Genomic DNA, 19196 nt, shown 5'->3' with positions numbered 1-19196 from the left:
TACCTTAAGATTAATTAAGATATATCTTAATTATTAAAATGTAATAATTCAACTTTTTTTATTCTTCTAGTCTCAAACTTCACTACTACTCGTAAGCGTTATATGTAGCAACTTCAAGTTCTTCACAATCTATATATTTATTTATATTATTGAAAAATAAGTAAAGTTCTTTCTCTAACATCAAAAAGTCTTTTCTTTCGCATTTTGGAACAGTAATCCCCATCTCACTTAATGAATTTATTAAAAAATCACGATGTGAAACGTACCCTAATTTTCTTGGTAAGTTATTGTTAAGTAATATAATATTACTATTGATATCAAAAAGTGATTTTTTATATCTATCTGATATTGAAAAATCACCTAACTGAGGATTTAAGAATACATAATTATAAAAGATAAATTTATCAAAACTCCTTTTAGTTAAATATTTACTTCCATTTAAATAATTTTCCAAAATTTCATTAAAAAACTTAAAATGACTTAAATAAGTTGACTTCTGATTAACCATTTGAATATTTAAATTATTTTTATGAGTCGTTAAATAAGTACTTAAATAAATCTGCACAGTTAACCATGCCAATAAAACTGTAGTAATAGCTACCAAAAACTTAAAAAGATTTAATATATTCTCAAAAAAACTAAAAAAATAATTAATACAATCTTTATCTAAACAAAAACCATTTGTTTTAGTTCTCCACAACTCATCCAAAGACAACGAAAAAGAAATAATTGTTAATACAAATACAAAACCAGCTAATTTTTTTATTACCCTATTTATTATAAAAGAGGCTTTCTGTACATCAATTTCCACTTTCTGTCTTTCTCTCTAATTCATCATTTAAACGAAGAAGTTGTAATTCTCTATTTAGCTCTACAGCTTTAGCATTATAAATACCTTTCGGATGTTTTTTTAGAAGTGCAATCCTATACTGAATTTTATAAAATTTTTTCTGATATACAAAGGCATTCTTAGAATTCAATTTAAGTTCTTTTAGGTTGTCAATAGAGTTACGTACATAAGTTACATCAGCATTATTAGGTAAAGGAAAAATTTTTTTTAGCTTATTCTTTAATTTAAAGTATGAAGGATGCTCAACTCTCCCTAATTTATTAATAAATCCCATGCAAGAGTTATAATCTTGCCTATAAAAATAATGTGTTCTGTAATTTGGTTTTTTAACTAATAATTCTAGACGATGAACCATAGCTTTAATTCTTTTAACATCTGCTTGATCATATCTTGGAAGTTTAGAATCAACTCTTACATTATGAACTTTCAAAGGTTCTAAACCAAACCTGCAAATTTCAACCTTATCTTTATTTAATGGCAAATCTAAACTATTCAATTCCTTTTCGATAATCTTTATAATCATATCAAAACTAAAATCTCGATCTTTTGATGAAATCGTAATATCATCAACATACCTTGTATAAACTAATTTTTTATTTTTCAATCTAAAATACAGTCGTTCTTCAATTGAATACAGCGCCAAAGTTGCTAAATAGCTTGATGTAATTCCTCCTTGTGGAACCCTACCATCTAAACAACAAATTTTTGCCAAAGTATCCGCAGCATCTTTATCAAAAAACATTACATTTTCAAAGATTTTTTGAACTAACTCTTGAGAGATATTATCAAAAAAATCTTCCACATCTAATTTAACTAGAGATTTTGCACGACAATGCCTAGATGCACATGCAATGAAGTCATGTGAGTTTTCATTTTCAGCCGGAATTGAACCATATAAATACACCGGCCAACTTATTAGGCTAAAAATTCTGTTCTTAATTTTGCGCTGAATTTTACGAACAATAGGACTTGGATTATTTATATTTCTAAATCTTCCATCATTTTTTACAAGCTGCGAGGATTTATATTTTGCTTCATCCTCTAACATCAATATGAAATCCAATTCAATCTCATCAACACCTAGAACCGTTGATAATTCTGATCTTGAAATTGGACCACCCTTGTAAATAATTTTTGTTAATTCATTCATATTGATATAAGTGGAGCCAATCTAATTGTTAAAAAACAATACATAGAATTTATGATTTGTACCCGCTTCTTCTGTATAAATACTTATAGATGACCATACCAACCAATAGCTCCACCTATCAGGACTATTTCAAGGAAATAGGACGGAGTCCACCCCCTCTACACTTGCTAGTTACCTAGCATCAATTTTTAAAATTGATCAATAAGCATTATTTTTTTACAGCATTAGCAATCAAACGAAACGTTTGAGGTAATTTCAGTCTATCAGTTACATTTATTTGTGTAAATAAAAAACCCGCCTTTCGGCGGGTCTTTTTTTAAATCAATTCAACCAATTACAGACGAACCAACTCAACAATTTTCTCAGCAACTTCTTCAGCAGTCTCTACTATGTAAGCTACATCAGTACCTTCAGTCGCATCTGTAATCACAACCACACCAGTTTCACGTACAAGCGCAACTTGCTCTACAGTTAAACCAGCTTTCGCAATCGCAACCACACCTTGTTGAATCAACAAGCTTTCAATTGCTTGCGCATTTTCAAGGGCTTTAGCAGTTACAGTTACAGCAGCAGGTTTTTGACCTAAACGTGCAGCACGCGCTTCAGCAGTTACAGGCTCGTTGTGTGCAGTCCATTCAACCGCAGATTCAACCATACCCGCACCAACAGTCACGTTGCTTAAACGGTCAATAAAGATGAATGAACCTGTGTAACGACTGTCTTGGTAACGGTCAAATACCACTGGCGCATCAAACTCAATCGTTACATCTGCAATCGCATTCAGTTCAAGCTGTTCAACTTCCGTTTTTTCCAATGTGTTTACATTGGTACGGTAGTTGATTTTCGCAACTTTCGCAGGAATGGTTTGTGTACCAAACTTCACGTTATACAGTTTACCAACCACTAAAGGCGCATCTGTCATCCATACCACAGAGGCACGTGCAGAACGTGAAATTAATGGCTGTTCGCCTGCTTTAACTAAAACGTTACCACGTGAAATATCAATTTCATCATTTAGCGTAAGTGTTACCGCTTGACCTGCAACAGCATGGTCTAAGTTACCGTCAAAAGTCACGATTTCTTTAACAGTCGAAGACTTACCAGATGGTAATGCAGTAATGGTATCGCCAACTTTCACTTCACCAAGTGCAATCGTACCGCAGAAGCCACGGAAATCGAGGTTCGGACGGTTGACATATTGAACTGGGAAACGGAATTCGTGCTTGCTCGTATCATGCGAAATTTCAACAGTTTCCAAAGTCTCCATTAAAGTCTGACCTTGGTACCACGGTGTATTTGGCGATTTGTTTACAACGTTATCACCATTCAACGCAGAAATAGGCGTGAAGATAATGTTCGCAGGTTTACGGTCGCCCAATTGGTTTACGAACTCATTGTACTCTGCTTGAATTTCATTGAAGCGCGCTTCAGAGAATTCAACCAAGTCCATTTTGTTCACTGCAACCACGATATTACGAATACCCAAAAGACTCGCAATAAATGAGTGACGACGAGTCTGAGTTTGTACGCCATAACGCGCATCAATCAAGATGATCGCTAAATCGGCAGTCGACGCACCAGTTGCCATGTTACGTGTGTACTGCTCATGCCCCGGGGTGTCAGCAATGATGAACTTACGTTTTTCAGTAGAGAAATAACGGTAAGCCACGTCAATGGTAATACCCTGCTCACGTTCCGCTTGCAGACCATCTACAAGTAAAGCCAAGTCAGGTGCATCACCCGTAGTACCGACTTTTTTAGAGTCACGAGTCACGGCTTGCAATTGATCTTCATAAATCAATTTTGAATCGTAAAGCAAACGGCCGATTAAAGTCGATTTACCGTCATCAACGTTACCGCAAGTGAGGAAACGTAGAAGGTCTTTATTTTCGTGTTGTTTTAAATACGCCAAGATGTCTTGGCTAATTAAATCTGATTGATGAGACATTGCTCAAAGCTCCACATATTCTTTTGAAATCGGTTTCTGAATCTTTTTAATCCCTCTAAATCTCCCTTTAAGAAAGGGAGACTTTGCTCCGTTATTTCTCGGGAGTTCCCCCTCTTTAGTAAAGAGGGGGTTAGGGGGAGATTATGAGATTCTTAGAAGTAACCTTCCTGCTTTTTCTTTTCCATCGAACCTGCTTCGTCATGGTCGATCATACGGCCTTGACGTTCAGATGTTGTGGCTAAAAGCATCTCTTGGATAATTTCCGGTAAAGTTGTTGCAGTTGATTCAACCGCACCTGTAAGTGGGTAACAACCTAAGGTACGGAAACGCACCGATTTCATTTGTGGTACTTCACCTTCGTTCAAACGCATACGCTCATCATCAACCATGATCAGAGTACCGTTACGCTCAACCACTGGACGTTCAGCAGCCAAGTACAAAGGAACCAATTTAATATTTTCAAGGTAGATGTATTGCCAAATATCCAACTCAGTCCAGTTAGACAATGGGAACACACGAATACTTTCGCCTTTGTTCACTTTACCGTTGTAAAGATTCCAAAGTTCAGGACGTTGGTTTTTAGGGTCCCAACGGTGTTTAGTATCACGGAATGAGTAAACACGCTCTTTGGCACGAGATTTCTCTTCGTCACGGCGCGCACCACCGAAAGCCGCATCAAACTGATATTTATCAAGCGCTTGTTTTAAGCCTTGAGTTTTCATAATGTCAGTATATTTTGAGCTACCGTAATCGAACGGATTTACACCTGCGTCTTTACCTTCTTTGTTTTGATGCACGATCAAATCAAAGCCATGCTCTTTTGCCATGTTGTCACGGAAAGTAATCATGTCTTTAAATTTCCAACCCGTGTCTACATGCAGTAGTGGGAATGGAAGTTTGGCAGGATAGAATGCTTTTAAAGCAAGATGCAGCATGACCGCTGAATCTTTACCGATTGAATACAGCATGACTGGGTTTTCGAACTCAGCAGCAACTTCACGGATGATATGAATACTCTCAGCTTCAAGCTGTTTAAGATGAGTAAGTCTTTCCTCATTTAATGACATGGACAACACCAGCTTAGAATATGTGTACTTATTACACTTTTAAAGATATATATACATTATAGTGATTAAGCTTTCATAACGATTGCTTGTTTTGTGATATTGATATTCTTATTCGTCATATACAAATTGTCTGATACTGCTTATCAATTTTAATTAATTTAATACAATAGACTTATCAATTTCATTATTATTCTAGTCCGAGATCCGTAAGTTTACGCAATTTTTTATCAATTAACTAATCGCTAAATCCTCTAAACAATCGGTATTCAAACTCGCTCAAAGTACCTAAAGTAGCTATATCACTCTCCAATAGTTATTGATATGCCATATAGTCACTATACGCTTGAAACCTTAAAGTCGCTGATTGAAGCAGCAGGTCTTGCTGGCTATATTTATCAGCATTCTTCACACATGCTCGTGCTCCAAGAAGCCTTAAATGATGACGGCAGCCCGCTGAATAACTTTATACAACATGAGCTGAGTGCTGACCAAATTGGCCTTCAGTTCGGCCTACGACTTTTGGACAATAAACTCGAGTTTTTGATTGGGGTGACTCACAGTAACCAAGATCGCGGCTACGAAATTGGCGCTGGCAATTTAAAGGCCGATCGACGTGCATTTAATCTGCTCTATGCTTTTTATAATTTTCCCAAAGCATTTCACTTAATCCATTTCCCGCTCGCAGCCAATAGCACCCAGTTAGAGGAAGAGATCGAAAAGCAACTGTTTCAACTTGAAAGCATGGGCTTTTTAGACACTGCGATTAAAACCAATCCGATGGGCGAACAAGTGAAGTGGATGAAAACCTTTATTGTTCAAGCGGCTTTAGATATGAAAGTACGCATTCAAACTTCATTGTTATAAAAACGGTTAAAGCCACCTAAAAATAGCTCTATTGAACTCTAGTTCAAATCTCCATATGACATCGAAAGTCACGGCAAAGGGCTCAGCACTGCCGTGTCGACTGTAATTTTACATTTCATAACATTGTTTTCTGTGCCGTTTAACAGGCCATTTCTCTCCCTTGAGCACGACCACTTATATATCTGCAATTAGACTGAAAATTTGATTGATCACAATGACTTAAATCTTAAATGGGTAAAGCAGAAATACTATTAACTTTAGATTTAGATAACCCTGACTTAATTGATCAACTATTTTTAAAGAAAAACTTAGTAATAGCTCACATAAAAGCCGACTTTTTGTTAATCTGATCTGTAATTTTTTTACACAATTTCGACAGATAATGTTATTTTATTTAATGAAAAAAATTCGGCCAGAATTATTTTTTTTGATTTTTTATAAGCATAAATATAGAGATAAATATAATGTGGGAATTGTTTACTCACCCGTCTAATATCGTGTTTAGCATCAGTCTCTGCTTAATGTTCTTGTTTGGACTTTTTGAGATTGTGTTAACAATTTTAGGGGGGGGTTCTCAAGGCTTCTTAGATCAATTCCTACCTGAGGATGTTGGTCATAATGCAGAGCTAGGTGTAGATGCCGATGCAGGTATCGTGACACGTGTGCTCGATTGGTTGTATTTGGGTCGTATTCCACTGTTTGTATGGCTCATCATTTTCTTATGTGTCTATAGTTTGTTGGGCTTTGCTATTCAAGCCATCGTTAACCAAATGACCAGTATGATGTTCAGTGCATGGATTATTGCACCAGCCTGTATTTTTCTGTGCATGCCCTTCGTACGTTTTAGCGCAATGCTCATTGCCCGTATTTTACCGCAAGATGAAACAACCGCCATTTATAGTGATGAATTGATCGGTAGAACGGCCACGATCATTTTGGGTGATGCACGACCACAGTCTCCTGCTCAAGCCAAAGTCAAAGATCAACACGGATTGACCCATTATATTTTGGTTGAACCTGAACAAGATGAAATTTTCAGCCAAGGTCAATCAGTGGTTTTAACCCAAAAAACAAATGTAGGCTTTCAAGCCACCATGCTCTAAATTTTGAATGAATTGATGCTCGATCAGTTCTTCTAACACATATAAATACATTTAACGCATCATTCCTTCTGTAAATCTCGAAGTCATGATAAGTCAACAAAATACTGATTTTTAAACCAAACTTGTTAGCACTTTAGAGGGTTAACTTGAACTACAACAAAAGAGATAAACGTCCATGTTAGACATTATTCCAAGCGGTATCCTTGTTTCAGTCGGGATAATTTTTGCCGCACTTATTTTTATTGGTTTTATTATTGCTCGACTTTATCGTCGCTCAAGTAAAGAAATTTCATTTGTGCGTACAGGCTTCGGCGGTGAAAAAGTGATTTTAGGTGGCGGTGCTATTGTGCTTCCTGTGCTGCATGAAATTATTCCAGTCAATATGAACACCCTACGTCTTGAAGTACGCCGTGCAGATGACCAAGCGCTGATTACACGTGACCGTATGCGTGTCGACGTGATGGCGGAGTTCTACGTCCGTGTGAAACCAACCGCAGATTCGATTGCTACCGCAGCACAGACTTTGGGTCAAAAGACCATGTCGCCAAATGAGTTAAAGAATTTGGTCGAAGGAAAATTCGTTGACTCTCTACGTGCAGTTGCCGCAGAAATGGCGATGGAAGAGTTGCATGAAAAACGTGTCGACTTCGTACAAAAAGTTCAGCAAGTGGTGTCTGAAGATTTACATAAAAACGGTTTGGAACTTGAAACCGTTTCATTAACTGGCTTAGACCAAACAGGCTTTAAATACTTTAACCCACAAAATGCGTTCGATGCTGAAGGTTTAACTAAACTGACAGAAACCATTGAAGACCGTCGTCGTAAACGTAATGCGATTGAACAAGATGCAGATCTTGCAATTAAGACCAAGAACTTAGAAGCAGAACAAGCACGTCTACAAATTTTGCGTGAAGAAGAATATGCAAAACTGCAACAAGAACGTGAAATTTCAATCCGTCGTGCAGAACAGCTTGCAGAAATTGCATCACAAGAAGCTGCTAAAAAACGTGAAGCCGAAGAAGCGCGTATTGCTGCTGAACGTGAAGTTGACTTAAAGCGTATTACTGCTGCACGTGACGTTGAAAATCAAAATATTCAAAAGTCACAAATTATTCAGCAAGCCCAAGTGGAACAAAAGAAAACCATTGAACTCGCTGAGCAAGACCGTGCTATTGCTATTGCTGAAAAATCTCGTGCTGAATCTGAAGCTAAGGCACATGCCGATCAAGCCCGTGCTCAAGCGGTAAAAGCCGAAGAAGAAGTGATTACCGTTCGTCAGATCCAACAAGCTGAACGTCAAAAAGCTGTTGAATTGGTCTCTGCGAAAGAAAAAGCGGAGAAAGATGCGATTGCCATTACTGTCGCGGCTGAAGCGGGTAAACAAGCAGCCGCAGATGATGCAGAAGCGATCCGTATTGCAGCTGAAGCCGAAGCTGAAAAAGTTCGTTTAAAAGCCAAAGGTGAAGCTGACGCAAAAGTTCTCTTGGCTCAAGCGATGGAAAAACAATACCAAGTTGATGCTGAAGGTACACGTGCAGTGAACGAAGCAAACAACGTATTGTCATCTGAACAGGTTGAAATGCAAATTCGTTTAGCGATGTTGAAATACTTACCTGAAATCATTCGCGAAAGTGTTAAACCAATGGAAAACATTGATGACATTAAGATTTTGCAAGTAAATGGTCTAAATGGTGGTCATGCAGGTTCTTGCCAAGGTGATGCTCACCACGAAGGTAGCGGTAATGTTGCCTTGTCAGACCAAGTGGTAAATAGTGCCCTACGCTACCGCAGCCAGGCCCCACTGATTGATAGCTTGATGAGTGAGCTTGGTATCCAAGGTGGCGATATTAACGGTTTAACTCAGAGCTTAAAAACCAGCAAAAACTAAGTTTTTGATTGAGATAGGGCTCCATCAAATCTCTTTATTCAGAAGTGATTGCTTGAGCAACACATTCTAAATGAATTAAAAAAGCAGTGTCCGCACTGCTTTTTTTATGGCTTAGATACTTGTACTTATGGGCATACAATCTCCCAAAGAAATGAACAACATTTTCTGTCTTATCAGAGCGCTTTTAATGGTTTCTGACATTTATATTTCGCATCACAGCCTGATGTTAAATCAATGAACAAATGGCGTATTTCATAAAAATACTCATTTAGAAGCTATAGAGCAAACAGCATAAAATTATGAAACAAAATATTTAAAATCAATTAATTGATATATCCTTCTCATCTTACAGAATAAGATATTTACTTCTATATATTCAGCTCGATAACATTTTGTTCTATCTATTGTTTTTATAAAACTTGGAAATTGCTTATTAAATTGAAAATAGGGCCTAACAAGGTTTTTGCACTTCAAACCATCAACTAAAAAATAATAGCTGACTATAGATGTATATGCTCATGTAGATTTTCTTAAAAAAATTTCATCACTGAGATAGCAAATTTCACCAATTTTAAAGCTCCCCCTTCTCATATTCCTGATCTACCATCCTTTGTATAAGGCTTGAGAAAATTACAAATAAAATAATTTCTATTGAAAATATTAGGCTTCATCCAAGTAAAAAAGCTCTTTGATGATAAAGATCCATTAAAAATCTCAATTAAATTAGTTATTTTCCCTAAAATCAATATACTGCACGCTATACGAAATTATTTTTAAAAATCATAAACCTATGACCATCCCCGCAATCATCACATATTCGGATTATTATGTGTTCTTTACATTTCATAGTTATTGAACAACCAATATTCCATCCGTTTATGCAGCGTCACTGCACCCCAAAGCAGAACACATAGCCATGCCCTTATGGCTTTTGCATAGCGGCTGAAATACGCTTTTTTTTGCGTAAAAAAAAAGAGAATCCGAAGATTCTCTTTTGATGTTTAAGTATGGCGATTAAACCAAACCTTTGCCTTTCAGCACTTCGTACATGGTCGAACCTAATTCAGCAGGACTACGGGTATAAGCCATACCCGCTTTTTCAAAGGCAGCGAATTTCTCTTCAGCTGTGCCTTTACCGCCCGAAATGATTGCCCCTGCATGCCCCATACGTTTACCTTTAGGTGCAGTTACACCCGCGATATAACCAACAACAGGCTTTGTAACATTCGACTGGATATATTCAGCTGCTTCTTCTTCTGCTGTACCACCAATCTCACCAATCATGATGATCGCTTCAGTTTGCGGGTCGTCTTGGAACAGCTTTAAGCAATCAATTTGGTTCATACCCGGAATAGGGTCACCACCGATCCCAATACAGGTAGACTGACCTAGTCCCAGCTTGGTGGTTTGCGCCACAGCTTCATAAGTCAAAGTCCCTGAACGCGAGATAATCCCTATTTTACCCGGTTGATGAATATGCCCCGGCATAATACCGATCTTGCACTCGCCCGGTGTAATAATTCCTGGACAGTTTGGACCAATTAAACGTGCATTATTGCCATAGGTTTCTAGATAACGTTTAGCTTTTAGCATATCGAGTGTAGGCACACCTTCCGTAATCACAACGATCAGCTCAACACCTGAATCAATCGATTCAATAATTGAATCTAGGACAAATGGTGCCGGTACATAAATCGAGGTTGCCGTTGCACCCGTTTCACGTACCGCTTCTTTCATGGTATTGAATACGGGCAGATTCAAATGTTGTGTACCGCCTTTACCCGGCGTCACACCACCGACCACTTTTGTGCCGTAAGCAATAGATTGTTCTGAATGAAATGTGCCGTTTTTACCGGTAAAACCTTGTACCAATACTTTAGTGTCTTTATTAACTAATACGCTCATGATCTCTACTCCCTTAGCCTTTTACCGCAGCAACAATTTTTTCTGCAGCATCAGCCAAGCCATTTGCAGAAATCAATTTCAAACCTGATTCATCAAGTAATTTTGCACCCAACTCTGCATTGTTCCCTTCTAAACGAACAACCACAGGTACAGTCACATTTACTTCTTGAACCGCTGCAATAATTGCTTCAGCAATCATGTCACAACGTACAATCCCACCAAAAATGTTGATTAATACACCTTGTACAGAACTATCGGCCAAAATGATTTTAAAGGCTTCAATTACGCGTTCTTTGGTCGCGCCACCGCCTACATCTAGGAAGTTTGCAGGTTGACCACCATAGAGTTTAATGATGTCCATGGTTGCCATCGCTAGGCCAGCACCATTGACCATACAACCAATATTGCCTTCTAAGGCAACATAGTTCAAATCAAATTCTGATGCTTTCAGCTCACGCTCATTTTCTTGCGTTTTATCGCGTAGTGCTGCGATTTCTGGTAAACGATACAAGGCATTCGAGTCGATACCAATTTTTGCATCCACACATAAAATCTCGCCATTTTCACGTACGGATAACGGGTTAATTTCAAATAAGGCAAAGTCATTTTCAATGAATGCTTGATACGCAGCAGACATGATTTTGACAAATTGATTCACTTGACCATCTTTTAGGTTTAAAGCAAATGCCACTTCACGCGCTTGGAATGGTAATAAACCTACTAAAGGATCAACTTCAACTTTAATAATTTTTTCTGGGGTTTCTTCTGCAACTTTTTCAATTTCCACACCGCCTTCAGTCGATGCCATAAAGGTCACACGGCGGCTAGAACGGTCAACCACAGCACCTAGGTACAATTCACGCTCTACAGGATAGACATCTTCAGACACCAAAATACCACTGACTGGCTGACCTAATGCATCTGTTTGATAAGTAACTAAGCGTGAACCGACCATTTGGTTCACATAATCAGTGGCTTCTTGCGCAGATTTTACCACTTTCACGCCGCCCGCTTTACCACGACCACCTGCATGGACTTGGGCTTTTAAAACTGCAAACTTACCACCCAGTTGCTCAAAAGCTTTGACTGCTTCTTCTGCGGTTGTTACAAATACGCCTTCTTGGACTGGCATACCATATTTTTTTAATAACGCTTTAGCTTGATATTCGTGTAGATTCATTGAACAACCTTTTACTCTTTTTTCGCTTTGTTATGACCCATTAAAGCCCAGACATCCGTCAAAGCAGCTTTAACCTTTTTTAAATCTTAAAATATTTCTTATCTTTATTTTTAGATGATTATTCAAATTAAAACAACCATCAGAAACAAAAAAGAGCGGCCTAAGCCGCTCTTTTTACATCTTATTTACGTTTACGTTGAATCGCGTGAATCGCACGTCCATCGACTGCAAGCGCAGCTTCGTGAACGACTTCAGAGAATGTCGGGTGACCGAAAGTCATTAACTGAAGGTCTTCAACACTTGATACAAACTCAAGTGCAATCATACCTTGGTGTACGATATCAGACGCTGCAGGTCCAATGACATGCATACCAAGTAGACGATCCGTTTTTGCATCAGCAACAAACTTAACAAAGCCTGCGTTTTCACCAGCAGCCATTGCACGACCATTCGCAGCAAAGCCAAATTGACCAGTCTTCACTTCATGGCCTTTTTCTTTCGCTTGCTCTTCTGTTAAACCAACCCACGCCGCTTCTGGGTGTGTGTAGATTACAGAGATGATTGTGTCGTAGTTCACTTGAGCAGCGTGACCGTGCATACGTTCAACAGCCATTACGCCTTCTTCCATTGCTTTATGTGCAAGCATTGGACCACGTACCAAGTCACCAATTGCGTATACGCCTTCAACCGAAGTTGCACACCAATCGTTTACTTCAACTAGACCGCGTTCAGTGAGTTTAATGCCTGAATCTTCAGCCAATAAACCTTCTGCATATGCTTTACGGCCAACACAAACGATCAATTTATCGAAAGTTTGAGTTTTGTCTTCGCCACCTTGCGTATACTTAACAGTAACTTCACGGCCATTTACTTCTGTACCAGCAACTTTAGCGCCAACACGGATATCAAGACCTTGTTTAGTCAATACTTTTTGGTAGTCTTTTGCCAAAGCTTTATCAGCCATTGGTAAGAATGCATCCATTGCTTCAAATACAACAACTTCAGCACCTAGACGACGCCAAACAGAACCAAGCTCTAGACCAATGACACCCGCGCCAATTACGCCAAGACGTTTAGGCACTTCTGGGAACTCAAGCGCACCAGTAGAGTCAACAATAATGTCTTGGTCTACAGGAGCAACAGGAATATTTACCGGTACAGAACCCGATGCAAGGATTACATATTTAGGTTCTAAAATTTGAGTTTCACCTTCGTGAGATACAAACTCAACTTTCTTACCTGCAAGTAATTTACCTGTACCTTTTAACCATTCGATACCATTGCCTTTAAGTAGGCCATCAATACCCATCGTCAATTGGTTAACAATTTTGTCTTTACGATCAAGCAGTTTTGCAAGATCAAATTTCACTTCACCAGTTGTAATACCGTGGTCATCTAAGTGATGAACGGTATCTTCATAGCGGTGAGATGAATCAAGTAATGCTTTAGATGGGATACAACCCACGTTTAAGCAAGTACCACCTAAAGATGGTTTACCTTTATGAATACGTTTTTCAATACAAGCTACTTTAAAGCCTAATTGAGCAGCGCGGATAGCAGCCTCATAACCACCAGGACCGCCACCAATAACAACTAAATCAAATTGAGACATGTGTATCTCCAAAAATGGGCTTAGAGGATCGCTCTAAGCCCATTGCATTATTCTGAAGTATTAAAGATCAAGGATTAGCTTAGCTGGTTCTTCTAACAATTCTTTGATTGTTACAAGGAAGCCTACTGCTTCTTTACCATCGATTAGACGGTGGTCATAAGAAAGCGCTAAGTACATCATTGGCAAGATTTCAACTTGACCATTTACAGCCATAGGACGTTCTTGGATTTTATGCATACCCAAAATCGCAGTTTGTGGCGTATTTAAGATCGGTGTAGAAAGCAATGAACCGAAAGTACCACCATTAGTAATAGTGAATGTACCGCCAGTCATATCTTCGATACCCAATTTACCGTCACGCGCTTTACCAGCGTATGCACGGATACCGTTTTCAACTTCAGCATAGTTCATACGGTCAGTATCACGAAGAACTGGAACCACTAGACCACGGTCGCTTGATACAGCAACACCGATGTCGTAGAAACCGTGGTAAACGATGTCATTGCCATCGATAGAAGCGTTTACAGCTGGGTAGCGTTTAAGTGCTTCAGTTGCCGCTTTAACGAAGAATGACATGAAGCCAAGACGTGCACCATGACGCTTTTCAAAAGTATCTTTGTATTGCGCACGCATTTCCATGATTGGTTTCATGTTTACTTCGTTGAACGTAGTCAACATTGCAGTTTCTTGAGTTGCAGCAAGCAGACGTTCAGCAACACGCTTACGAAGACGAGTCATAGGAACTCGTTTTTCGATACGCTCACCCACCGCAACGCTTAATGGCTGCGCTGCAGGTGCTGCCGGCTTCGCCTGATGATTTGCCACATCTTCTTTAGTGATGCGACCGCCACGGCCAGTGCCAGCAACGTCAGCAGCAGCAATGCCAGACTCAGTCAATGCTTTACGCACTGCAGGAGCTTGATCAGCAACAGGTTGAGCACGTTCAACAACAGGAGCAGCACCCGCTTGAGTTTGAGCAGCAGCTTGTTCTACTTTCTCTTCTGATTGAACAGCTTGAGTTTGAGCAGCGCCAGAAGCAGCACCTTCTTCAAAAGTCGCGATCACTTCAGCAGAAAGAACTGTATCGCCTTCGTTTTTAACGATTGCAGTAATAGTACCGTCAGCAGGAGCTACAACTTCTAAAACAACTTTATCTGTTTCAATATCACAAATCACTTCGTCACGTGATACTGCTTCACCTGGTTGTTTGTGCCAAGTTGCAACTGTACCGTCAGCAACTGACTCTGGGAATACCGGTGCTTTAATTTCGGTTGCCATTATTAAGAATCTCCTGTTATTCAGCTACGATAGCTAAAGCATCATTTACGAGCTGAGCTTGTTGTTTTGCGTGCAAATATGGTGAACCACAAGCCGGTGCAGCAGAAGCTTCACGACCTGCATAACTAATACGAACTTGTTTGCCCGCTTTCATCACGTCGTCATATAGACGCGGAGCGATGAATAACCATGCACCTTGGTTCTTCGGTTCTTCTTGAGCCCAAACCAATTCTTTAACGTTTGGATATTGTGCCAGAACTTCAGCAAGACGTGCTTCTGGGTACGGATACAATTGTTCAATACGAACGATTGCTGTGTTGTTCAATTCTTTTTCACGACGTTTTTCAAGTAAGTCGTAGTAAACCTTACCACCACAAAGCACTAGACGAGTTACGTCTGACTTGTTGATATTGTCGATTTCATCAATCACAGTTTGGAATGTACCATTTGCAAGTTCTTCTAATGTAGACGTTGCAAGTTTGTGACGAAGAAGAGACTTCGGTGAAGTCACGATCATTGGTTTACGGATTGGACGAAGTGCTTGACGACGCATCGCATGGTAAATCTGCGCTGGTGTAGTCGGTGTGATCACTTGCATGTTTTCTTCAGCACATAGCTGTAAGAAACGCTCTAAACGAGCTGATGAATGCTCAGGACCTTGACCTTCAAAGCCATGTGGAAGAAGCATAGTCAGACCGCATACACGTTCCCACTTAGTTTCGCCAGACGCGATGAACTGATCGATTACAACCTGTGCACAGTTTGCGAAGTCACCAAATTGCGCTTCCCAAATGACAAGGCTCTTCGGAAGAGTCGTTGCATAACCGTATTCAAATGCAAGAACCGCCATTTCTGACAATAATGAGTCATAAATAGCTGTACGTGGTTGGTTTTCTTTCAAGTTACATAATGGAATGTAAGTTGAACCATCTACTTGGTTATGAAGTTTTGCATGACGGTGTGAGAATGTACCACGACCAACGTCTTCACCTGTTAAACGAACAAGGAAACCTTCATCTAGAAGAGACGCGTAAGCTAATGTTTCAGCAGCACCCCAATTCAATGGCATTTCACCAGTCTGCATTTTCAGACGGTCATCAATCACTTTAGCAACCTGACGTTGCATCACGAAGCCTTCTGGAAGCTCGCGCATTTTCGCACCAAGCTCTTTTAGACGTTCGATTGGGAAAGTGGTATCCCATTTATCTGTGTATTCGTGGCCTAAGTAAGGTTTCCAGTCCACAAACATTTTTGTGTTTGGCTCAAGTACCAACGCATTTGCAACGTGTTTACCTGCTTCAAGGTCAGAACGATACTGTTCAACCATTGCATCAGCAGAAGCACGATCAAGAACACCTTCTTGTACAAGCTTGTCAGCATAAAGCGTACGTGTAGTCGCTTTTTTATTGATGATTTGATACATCATTGGCTGAGTTGCAGCTGGCTCGTCGGCTTCGTTATGACCACGACGACGGTAGCAGAACATATCGATTACAACGTCTTTACGGAATGTATGACGGAAATCGTGTGCCAATTGAGAGACAAATAATACAGATTCAGGATCATCACCGTTCACATGGAAGATCGGTGCTTGGATCATTTTCGCGATGTCAGTACAGTATTCTGTAGAACGCGCATCACGTGGGTCAGACGTTGTGAAACCAACTTGGTTGTTCACGACGATATGAACTGTACCACCCACGGTATAACCGCGAGTTTGTGACATTTGGAAAGTTTCTTGGTTTACACCTTGACCTGCAAATGCAGCATCACCGTGAACGATGATTGGTAATACATCATCACCACCGATATCTTTACGACGTACTTGACGTGCGCGTACAGAACCTTCTACTACAGGTCCAACGATTTCTAAGTGTGATGGGTTAAACGCTAATGCCAAGTGAACTTCGCCACCCGGAGTCATGACGTTTGAAGAGAAACCTTGGTGGTATTTAACGTCACCAGAGCCTTTTTTATGCAGAGATTTGCCTTCGAACTCACCAAATAGATCAGCTGGGTTTTTACCCATGATGTTTACAAGAAGGTTTAAACGGCCACGGTGAGGCATACCGATAACCACTTCTTTACAACCTACCGAACCCGCACGTTGAATAAGTTCATTCACCATAGGAATGAAAGATTCACCACCTTCAACACCGAAACGTTTCGCACCAACGAATTTGTTACCAAGGTATTTTTCTAGGCCTTCAGCTGCAGTTAGACGTTCAAGGACGTGTTTCTTTTGGTCTGCAGTGTAGCCGAATTGACCACGAGTACCTTCAAGGCGTTGTTGAATCCAACGTTTTTCTTTGGTATCAACAATGTGCATGTATTCAACACCAATTGAAGCAGTATAAGTTGCTTCCATTGCTTGAACCATTTCACCAAGAGTTGCTTCAGATTTACCGATTGCAAGGTTACCTGTATTAAATACAGTGTCTAAGTCAGACTGAGTTAAACCGTGCGCAGCAAGATCTAGATCAGGTACGATTTCACGTTTTGCAAGACCTAGTGGATCTAATTTTGCGTTTTGATGACCACGGTTACGGTATGCAGCGATCAACTGTAATACACCGATTTGACGGCGTTCATGCTCAGAACTTACTGCACTTTGCACTACTGGCTGAACACGGCTTGAATTACGGCCTAATAATAGGAATTGCTCACGTACATTGCTGTGTGGTTGATCACCTTTCGGGAATTTATCGAAGTATTCACGCCAATCAGCCTCTACTGAGTCTGGAGCCGTTAGATACTGCTCATAAAGTTCTTCAATATACGCTGCACTGTCAGCGCTAAGTTCAGTGTCAAGACGCAGTGCGTCAGCAACTTCTTGCATTTGTGGACCCATTTCCTATTGCAAAACATTTCAGGATGCTTTTTAAGCGAACCCATGATTAGTAATGTCAAATTGGTAATATGACATTAGTCCCCATTAGGCTTAAGCCTTGAGGCGTTATCACTACATTAGGATTACCCAATGTGATTAATGAACAATAACGCCCTCAGCGGCATCATTACTCATTGAGAAATACCCGACATAAATCGGGCAATTTTTGCAAATCGTCTTAGAAAAAATAAAATTTGCACCATTATCTTTTCTAAAGCGACTTTATTAACATTTATATACCGTCTACAGCGCTTAAATTGTAGAAAAAATGTACCTAATTCAAAGTCATTTTTTACATATAGTGATGCTTTAAATGCTAACACGTTCGAGCATTTTCAATTGATTTTTTTGACACATACCTCTCATAAATTAGCGAAATACACTGTTTGTATTTTCATCTATGATATGGTGCTACATATAAAATGATCTTTCAATTAAGACAAAAGTCTACGTTCGATTTTTCCCTGATCTCATATACAAAAACAAAAGAGAGCTGACATTCCTATCCTCTCTCTTTTTACTACGTTACATAATAACATCTTCTAATCCTTTTGACAGACTTGAACGAGCGTTTCATCAATAAATAACCATTTATCTATCGCTTTATACCTTTAATTCACTACGTTTCTATTAAATCCATTTAAAGCAGTCAGCAATGACAGTGAATAACTTTCACTATCATCACTTTTATATATGACAAAAAAAGCGCACCCAATGGTGCGCTTCTTTTTACTGCTAAATCTATTAACCTAGATCTAAAAGCATATTACGGATGTGACCGATTGCTTTAGTTGGGTTAAGACCCTTAGGACATACAGATACACAGTTCATGATACCTTTACAACGGAACAATGAGAATGGGTCGTCAAGACGAGCCAAACGTTCTTGAGTTGCTGTATCACGAGAGTCAATGATGAAGCGATATGCGTTCAACAATGCTGATGGACCCAAGAACTTGTCTGGGTTCCACCAGAATGATGGGCATGAAGTTGAACAACATGCACAAAGAATACATTCGTACAAACCATCTAAATGTTCACGCTCTTCAGGAGACTGCAAACGCTCTTTAGGAGGCGCAGGCTGATTGTTGATTAGGAACGGATGGATTTTATTGTACTGATCGTAGAACTGATTCATATCTACAACCAAGTCTTTAATAACTGGAAGACCTGGAAGTGGACGAATTGTAATCACTTCTGGTAAGTCGTTTAGGTTCCAAAGACACGCTAAACCATTTTTACCATTGATGTTTACACCATCAGAACCACAAATACCTTCACGACATGAACGACGGAATGTTAATGATTCGTCTTGTACTTTTAATGCTAGAAGCGCATCAAGCAACATACGGTGCTTGTCAGTCAACTCTAGTTTAAAAGTTTGCATGTACGGAGCTGCATCCTTATCAGGATCGTAGCGGTAGATATTAAATGTACGAGTACCTCTACTCATCTTACTTCT

13 protein-coding genes are annotated in these 19196 nt (G+C 39.5%); 3 read left to right on the top strand and 10 right to left on the bottom strand.

Annotation, left to right across the window (positions count from 1 at the left end; genetic code table 11):
- Positions 1–85: 85 nt before the first annotated feature.
- The 4 genes from FTV37_RS07905 to cysD all read right to left on the bottom strand — a co-directional run bounded on the left by FTV37_RS07905 (position 86) and on the right by cysD (position 5015).
- Positions 86–811, bottom strand: a complete 726-nt coding sequence (locus FTV37_RS07905) for a retron Ec48 family effector membrane protein (protein ID WP_180007476.1) — start codon at positions 809–811, stop codon at positions 86–88.
- On the bottom strand, positions 801–2000 hold the full coding sequence (locus tag FTV37_RS07900; RefSeq protein WP_180063466.1) for a reverse transcriptase family protein: 1200 nt from the start codon (positions 1998–2000) through the stop codon (positions 801–803). Before FTV37_RS07900 ends, FTV37_RS07905 begins: the two co-directional genes overlap by 11 nt.
- A gap of 334 nt (positions 2001–2334) precedes the next feature.
- Positions 2335–3948 carry a sulfate adenylyltransferase subunit CysN gene (cysN, locus tag FTV37_RS07895; RefSeq protein ID WP_180063465.1) on the bottom strand — a complete coding sequence of 538 codons (1614 nt, stop codon included), beginning with the start codon at positions 3946–3948 and terminating at the stop codon, positions 2335–2337.
- Between the two features lie 152 nt (positions 3949–4100).
- Entirely contained in the window at positions 4101–5015 is a 915-nt protein-coding gene (gene cysD, locus FTV37_RS07890; RefSeq protein WP_078189893.1) for a sulfate adenylyltransferase subunit CysD, read from the bottom strand.
- A 321-nt stretch (positions 5016–5336) separates the two neighbouring features.
- Here cysD and FTV37_RS07885 point away from each other — a divergent pair, with 321 nt between their 5' ends.
- The 3 genes from FTV37_RS07885 to FTV37_RS07875 all read left to right on the top strand — a co-directional run bounded on the left by FTV37_RS07885 (position 5337) and on the right by FTV37_RS07875 (position 8870).
- A complete protein-coding gene (locus FTV37_RS07885; protein WP_180063464.1) occupies positions 5337–5879 on the top strand; it encodes a hypothetical protein in 543 nt (180 codons plus the stop codon).
- A gap of 464 nt (positions 5880–6343) precedes the next feature.
- A complete protein-coding gene (locus tag FTV37_RS07880; RefSeq protein WP_180007473.1) occupies positions 6344–6982 on the top strand; it encodes a YqiJ family protein in 639 nt (212 codons plus the stop codon).
- 175 nt (positions 6983–7157) lie between these two features.
- Positions 7158–8870 carry a flotillin family protein gene (locus FTV37_RS07875; protein ID WP_168379214.1) on the top strand — a complete coding sequence of 571 codons (1713 nt, stop codon included), beginning with the start codon at positions 7158–7160 and terminating at the stop codon, positions 8868–8870.
- Positions 8871–9884: 1014 nt separating this feature from the next.
- Here the strand turns inward: FTV37_RS07875 and sucD are convergent.
- The 6 genes from sucD to FTV37_RS07845 all read right to left on the bottom strand — a co-directional run bounded on the left by sucD (position 9885) and on the right by FTV37_RS07845 (position 19187).
- Positions 9885–10775, bottom strand: coding sequence for a succinate--CoA ligase subunit alpha (gene sucD, locus FTV37_RS07870; RefSeq protein ID WP_168379215.1), 891 nt, complete (start codon positions 10773–10775; stop codon positions 9885–9887).
- 13 nt (positions 10776–10788) lie between these two features.
- Positions 10789–11955, bottom strand: a complete 1167-nt coding sequence (sucC, locus tag FTV37_RS07865) for an ADP-forming succinate--CoA ligase subunit beta (RefSeq protein ID WP_078192988.1) — start codon at positions 11953–11955, stop codon at positions 10789–10791.
- 181 nt (positions 11956–12136) lie between these two features.
- On the bottom strand, positions 12137–13567 hold the full coding sequence (gene lpdA, locus FTV37_RS07860; RefSeq protein WP_078189903.1) for a dihydrolipoyl dehydrogenase: 1431 nt from the start codon (positions 13565–13567) through the stop codon (positions 12137–12139).
- A 60-nt stretch (positions 13568–13627) separates the two neighbouring features.
- Positions 13628–14845 (bottom strand): 2-oxoglutarate dehydrogenase complex dihydrolipoyllysine-residue succinyltransferase, encoded by a 1218-nt coding sequence (gene odhB / locus FTV37_RS07855; RefSeq protein ID WP_180063463.1) that lies wholly within the window; start codon positions 14843–14845, stop codon positions 13628–13630.
- A 16-nt stretch (positions 14846–14861) separates the two neighbouring features.
- The gene (locus tag FTV37_RS07850) at positions 14862–17684 is read right to left on the bottom strand and encodes a 2-oxoglutarate dehydrogenase E1 component (protein ID WP_180063503.1); all 2823 of its coding nucleotides are present in this window, start codon (positions 17682–17684) and stop codon (positions 14862–14864) included.
- A gap of 795 nt (positions 17685–18479) precedes the next feature.
- Positions 18480–19187, bottom strand: a complete 708-nt coding sequence (locus FTV37_RS07845; protein ID WP_078189905.1) for a succinate dehydrogenase iron-sulfur subunit — start codon at positions 19185–19187, stop codon at positions 18480–18482.
- Positions 19188–19196 lie beyond the last annotated feature (9 nt).

It is taken from the genome of Acinetobacter sp. YH16042 (assembly GCF_013417245.1).
Taxonomy (GTDB): domain Bacteria; phylum Pseudomonadota; class Gammaproteobacteria; order Pseudomonadales; family Moraxellaceae; genus Acinetobacter; species Acinetobacter amyesii.
Note: the sequence above shows the minus strand (reverse complement) of the source record. Positions and strands in the feature narration are given on the sequence as shown.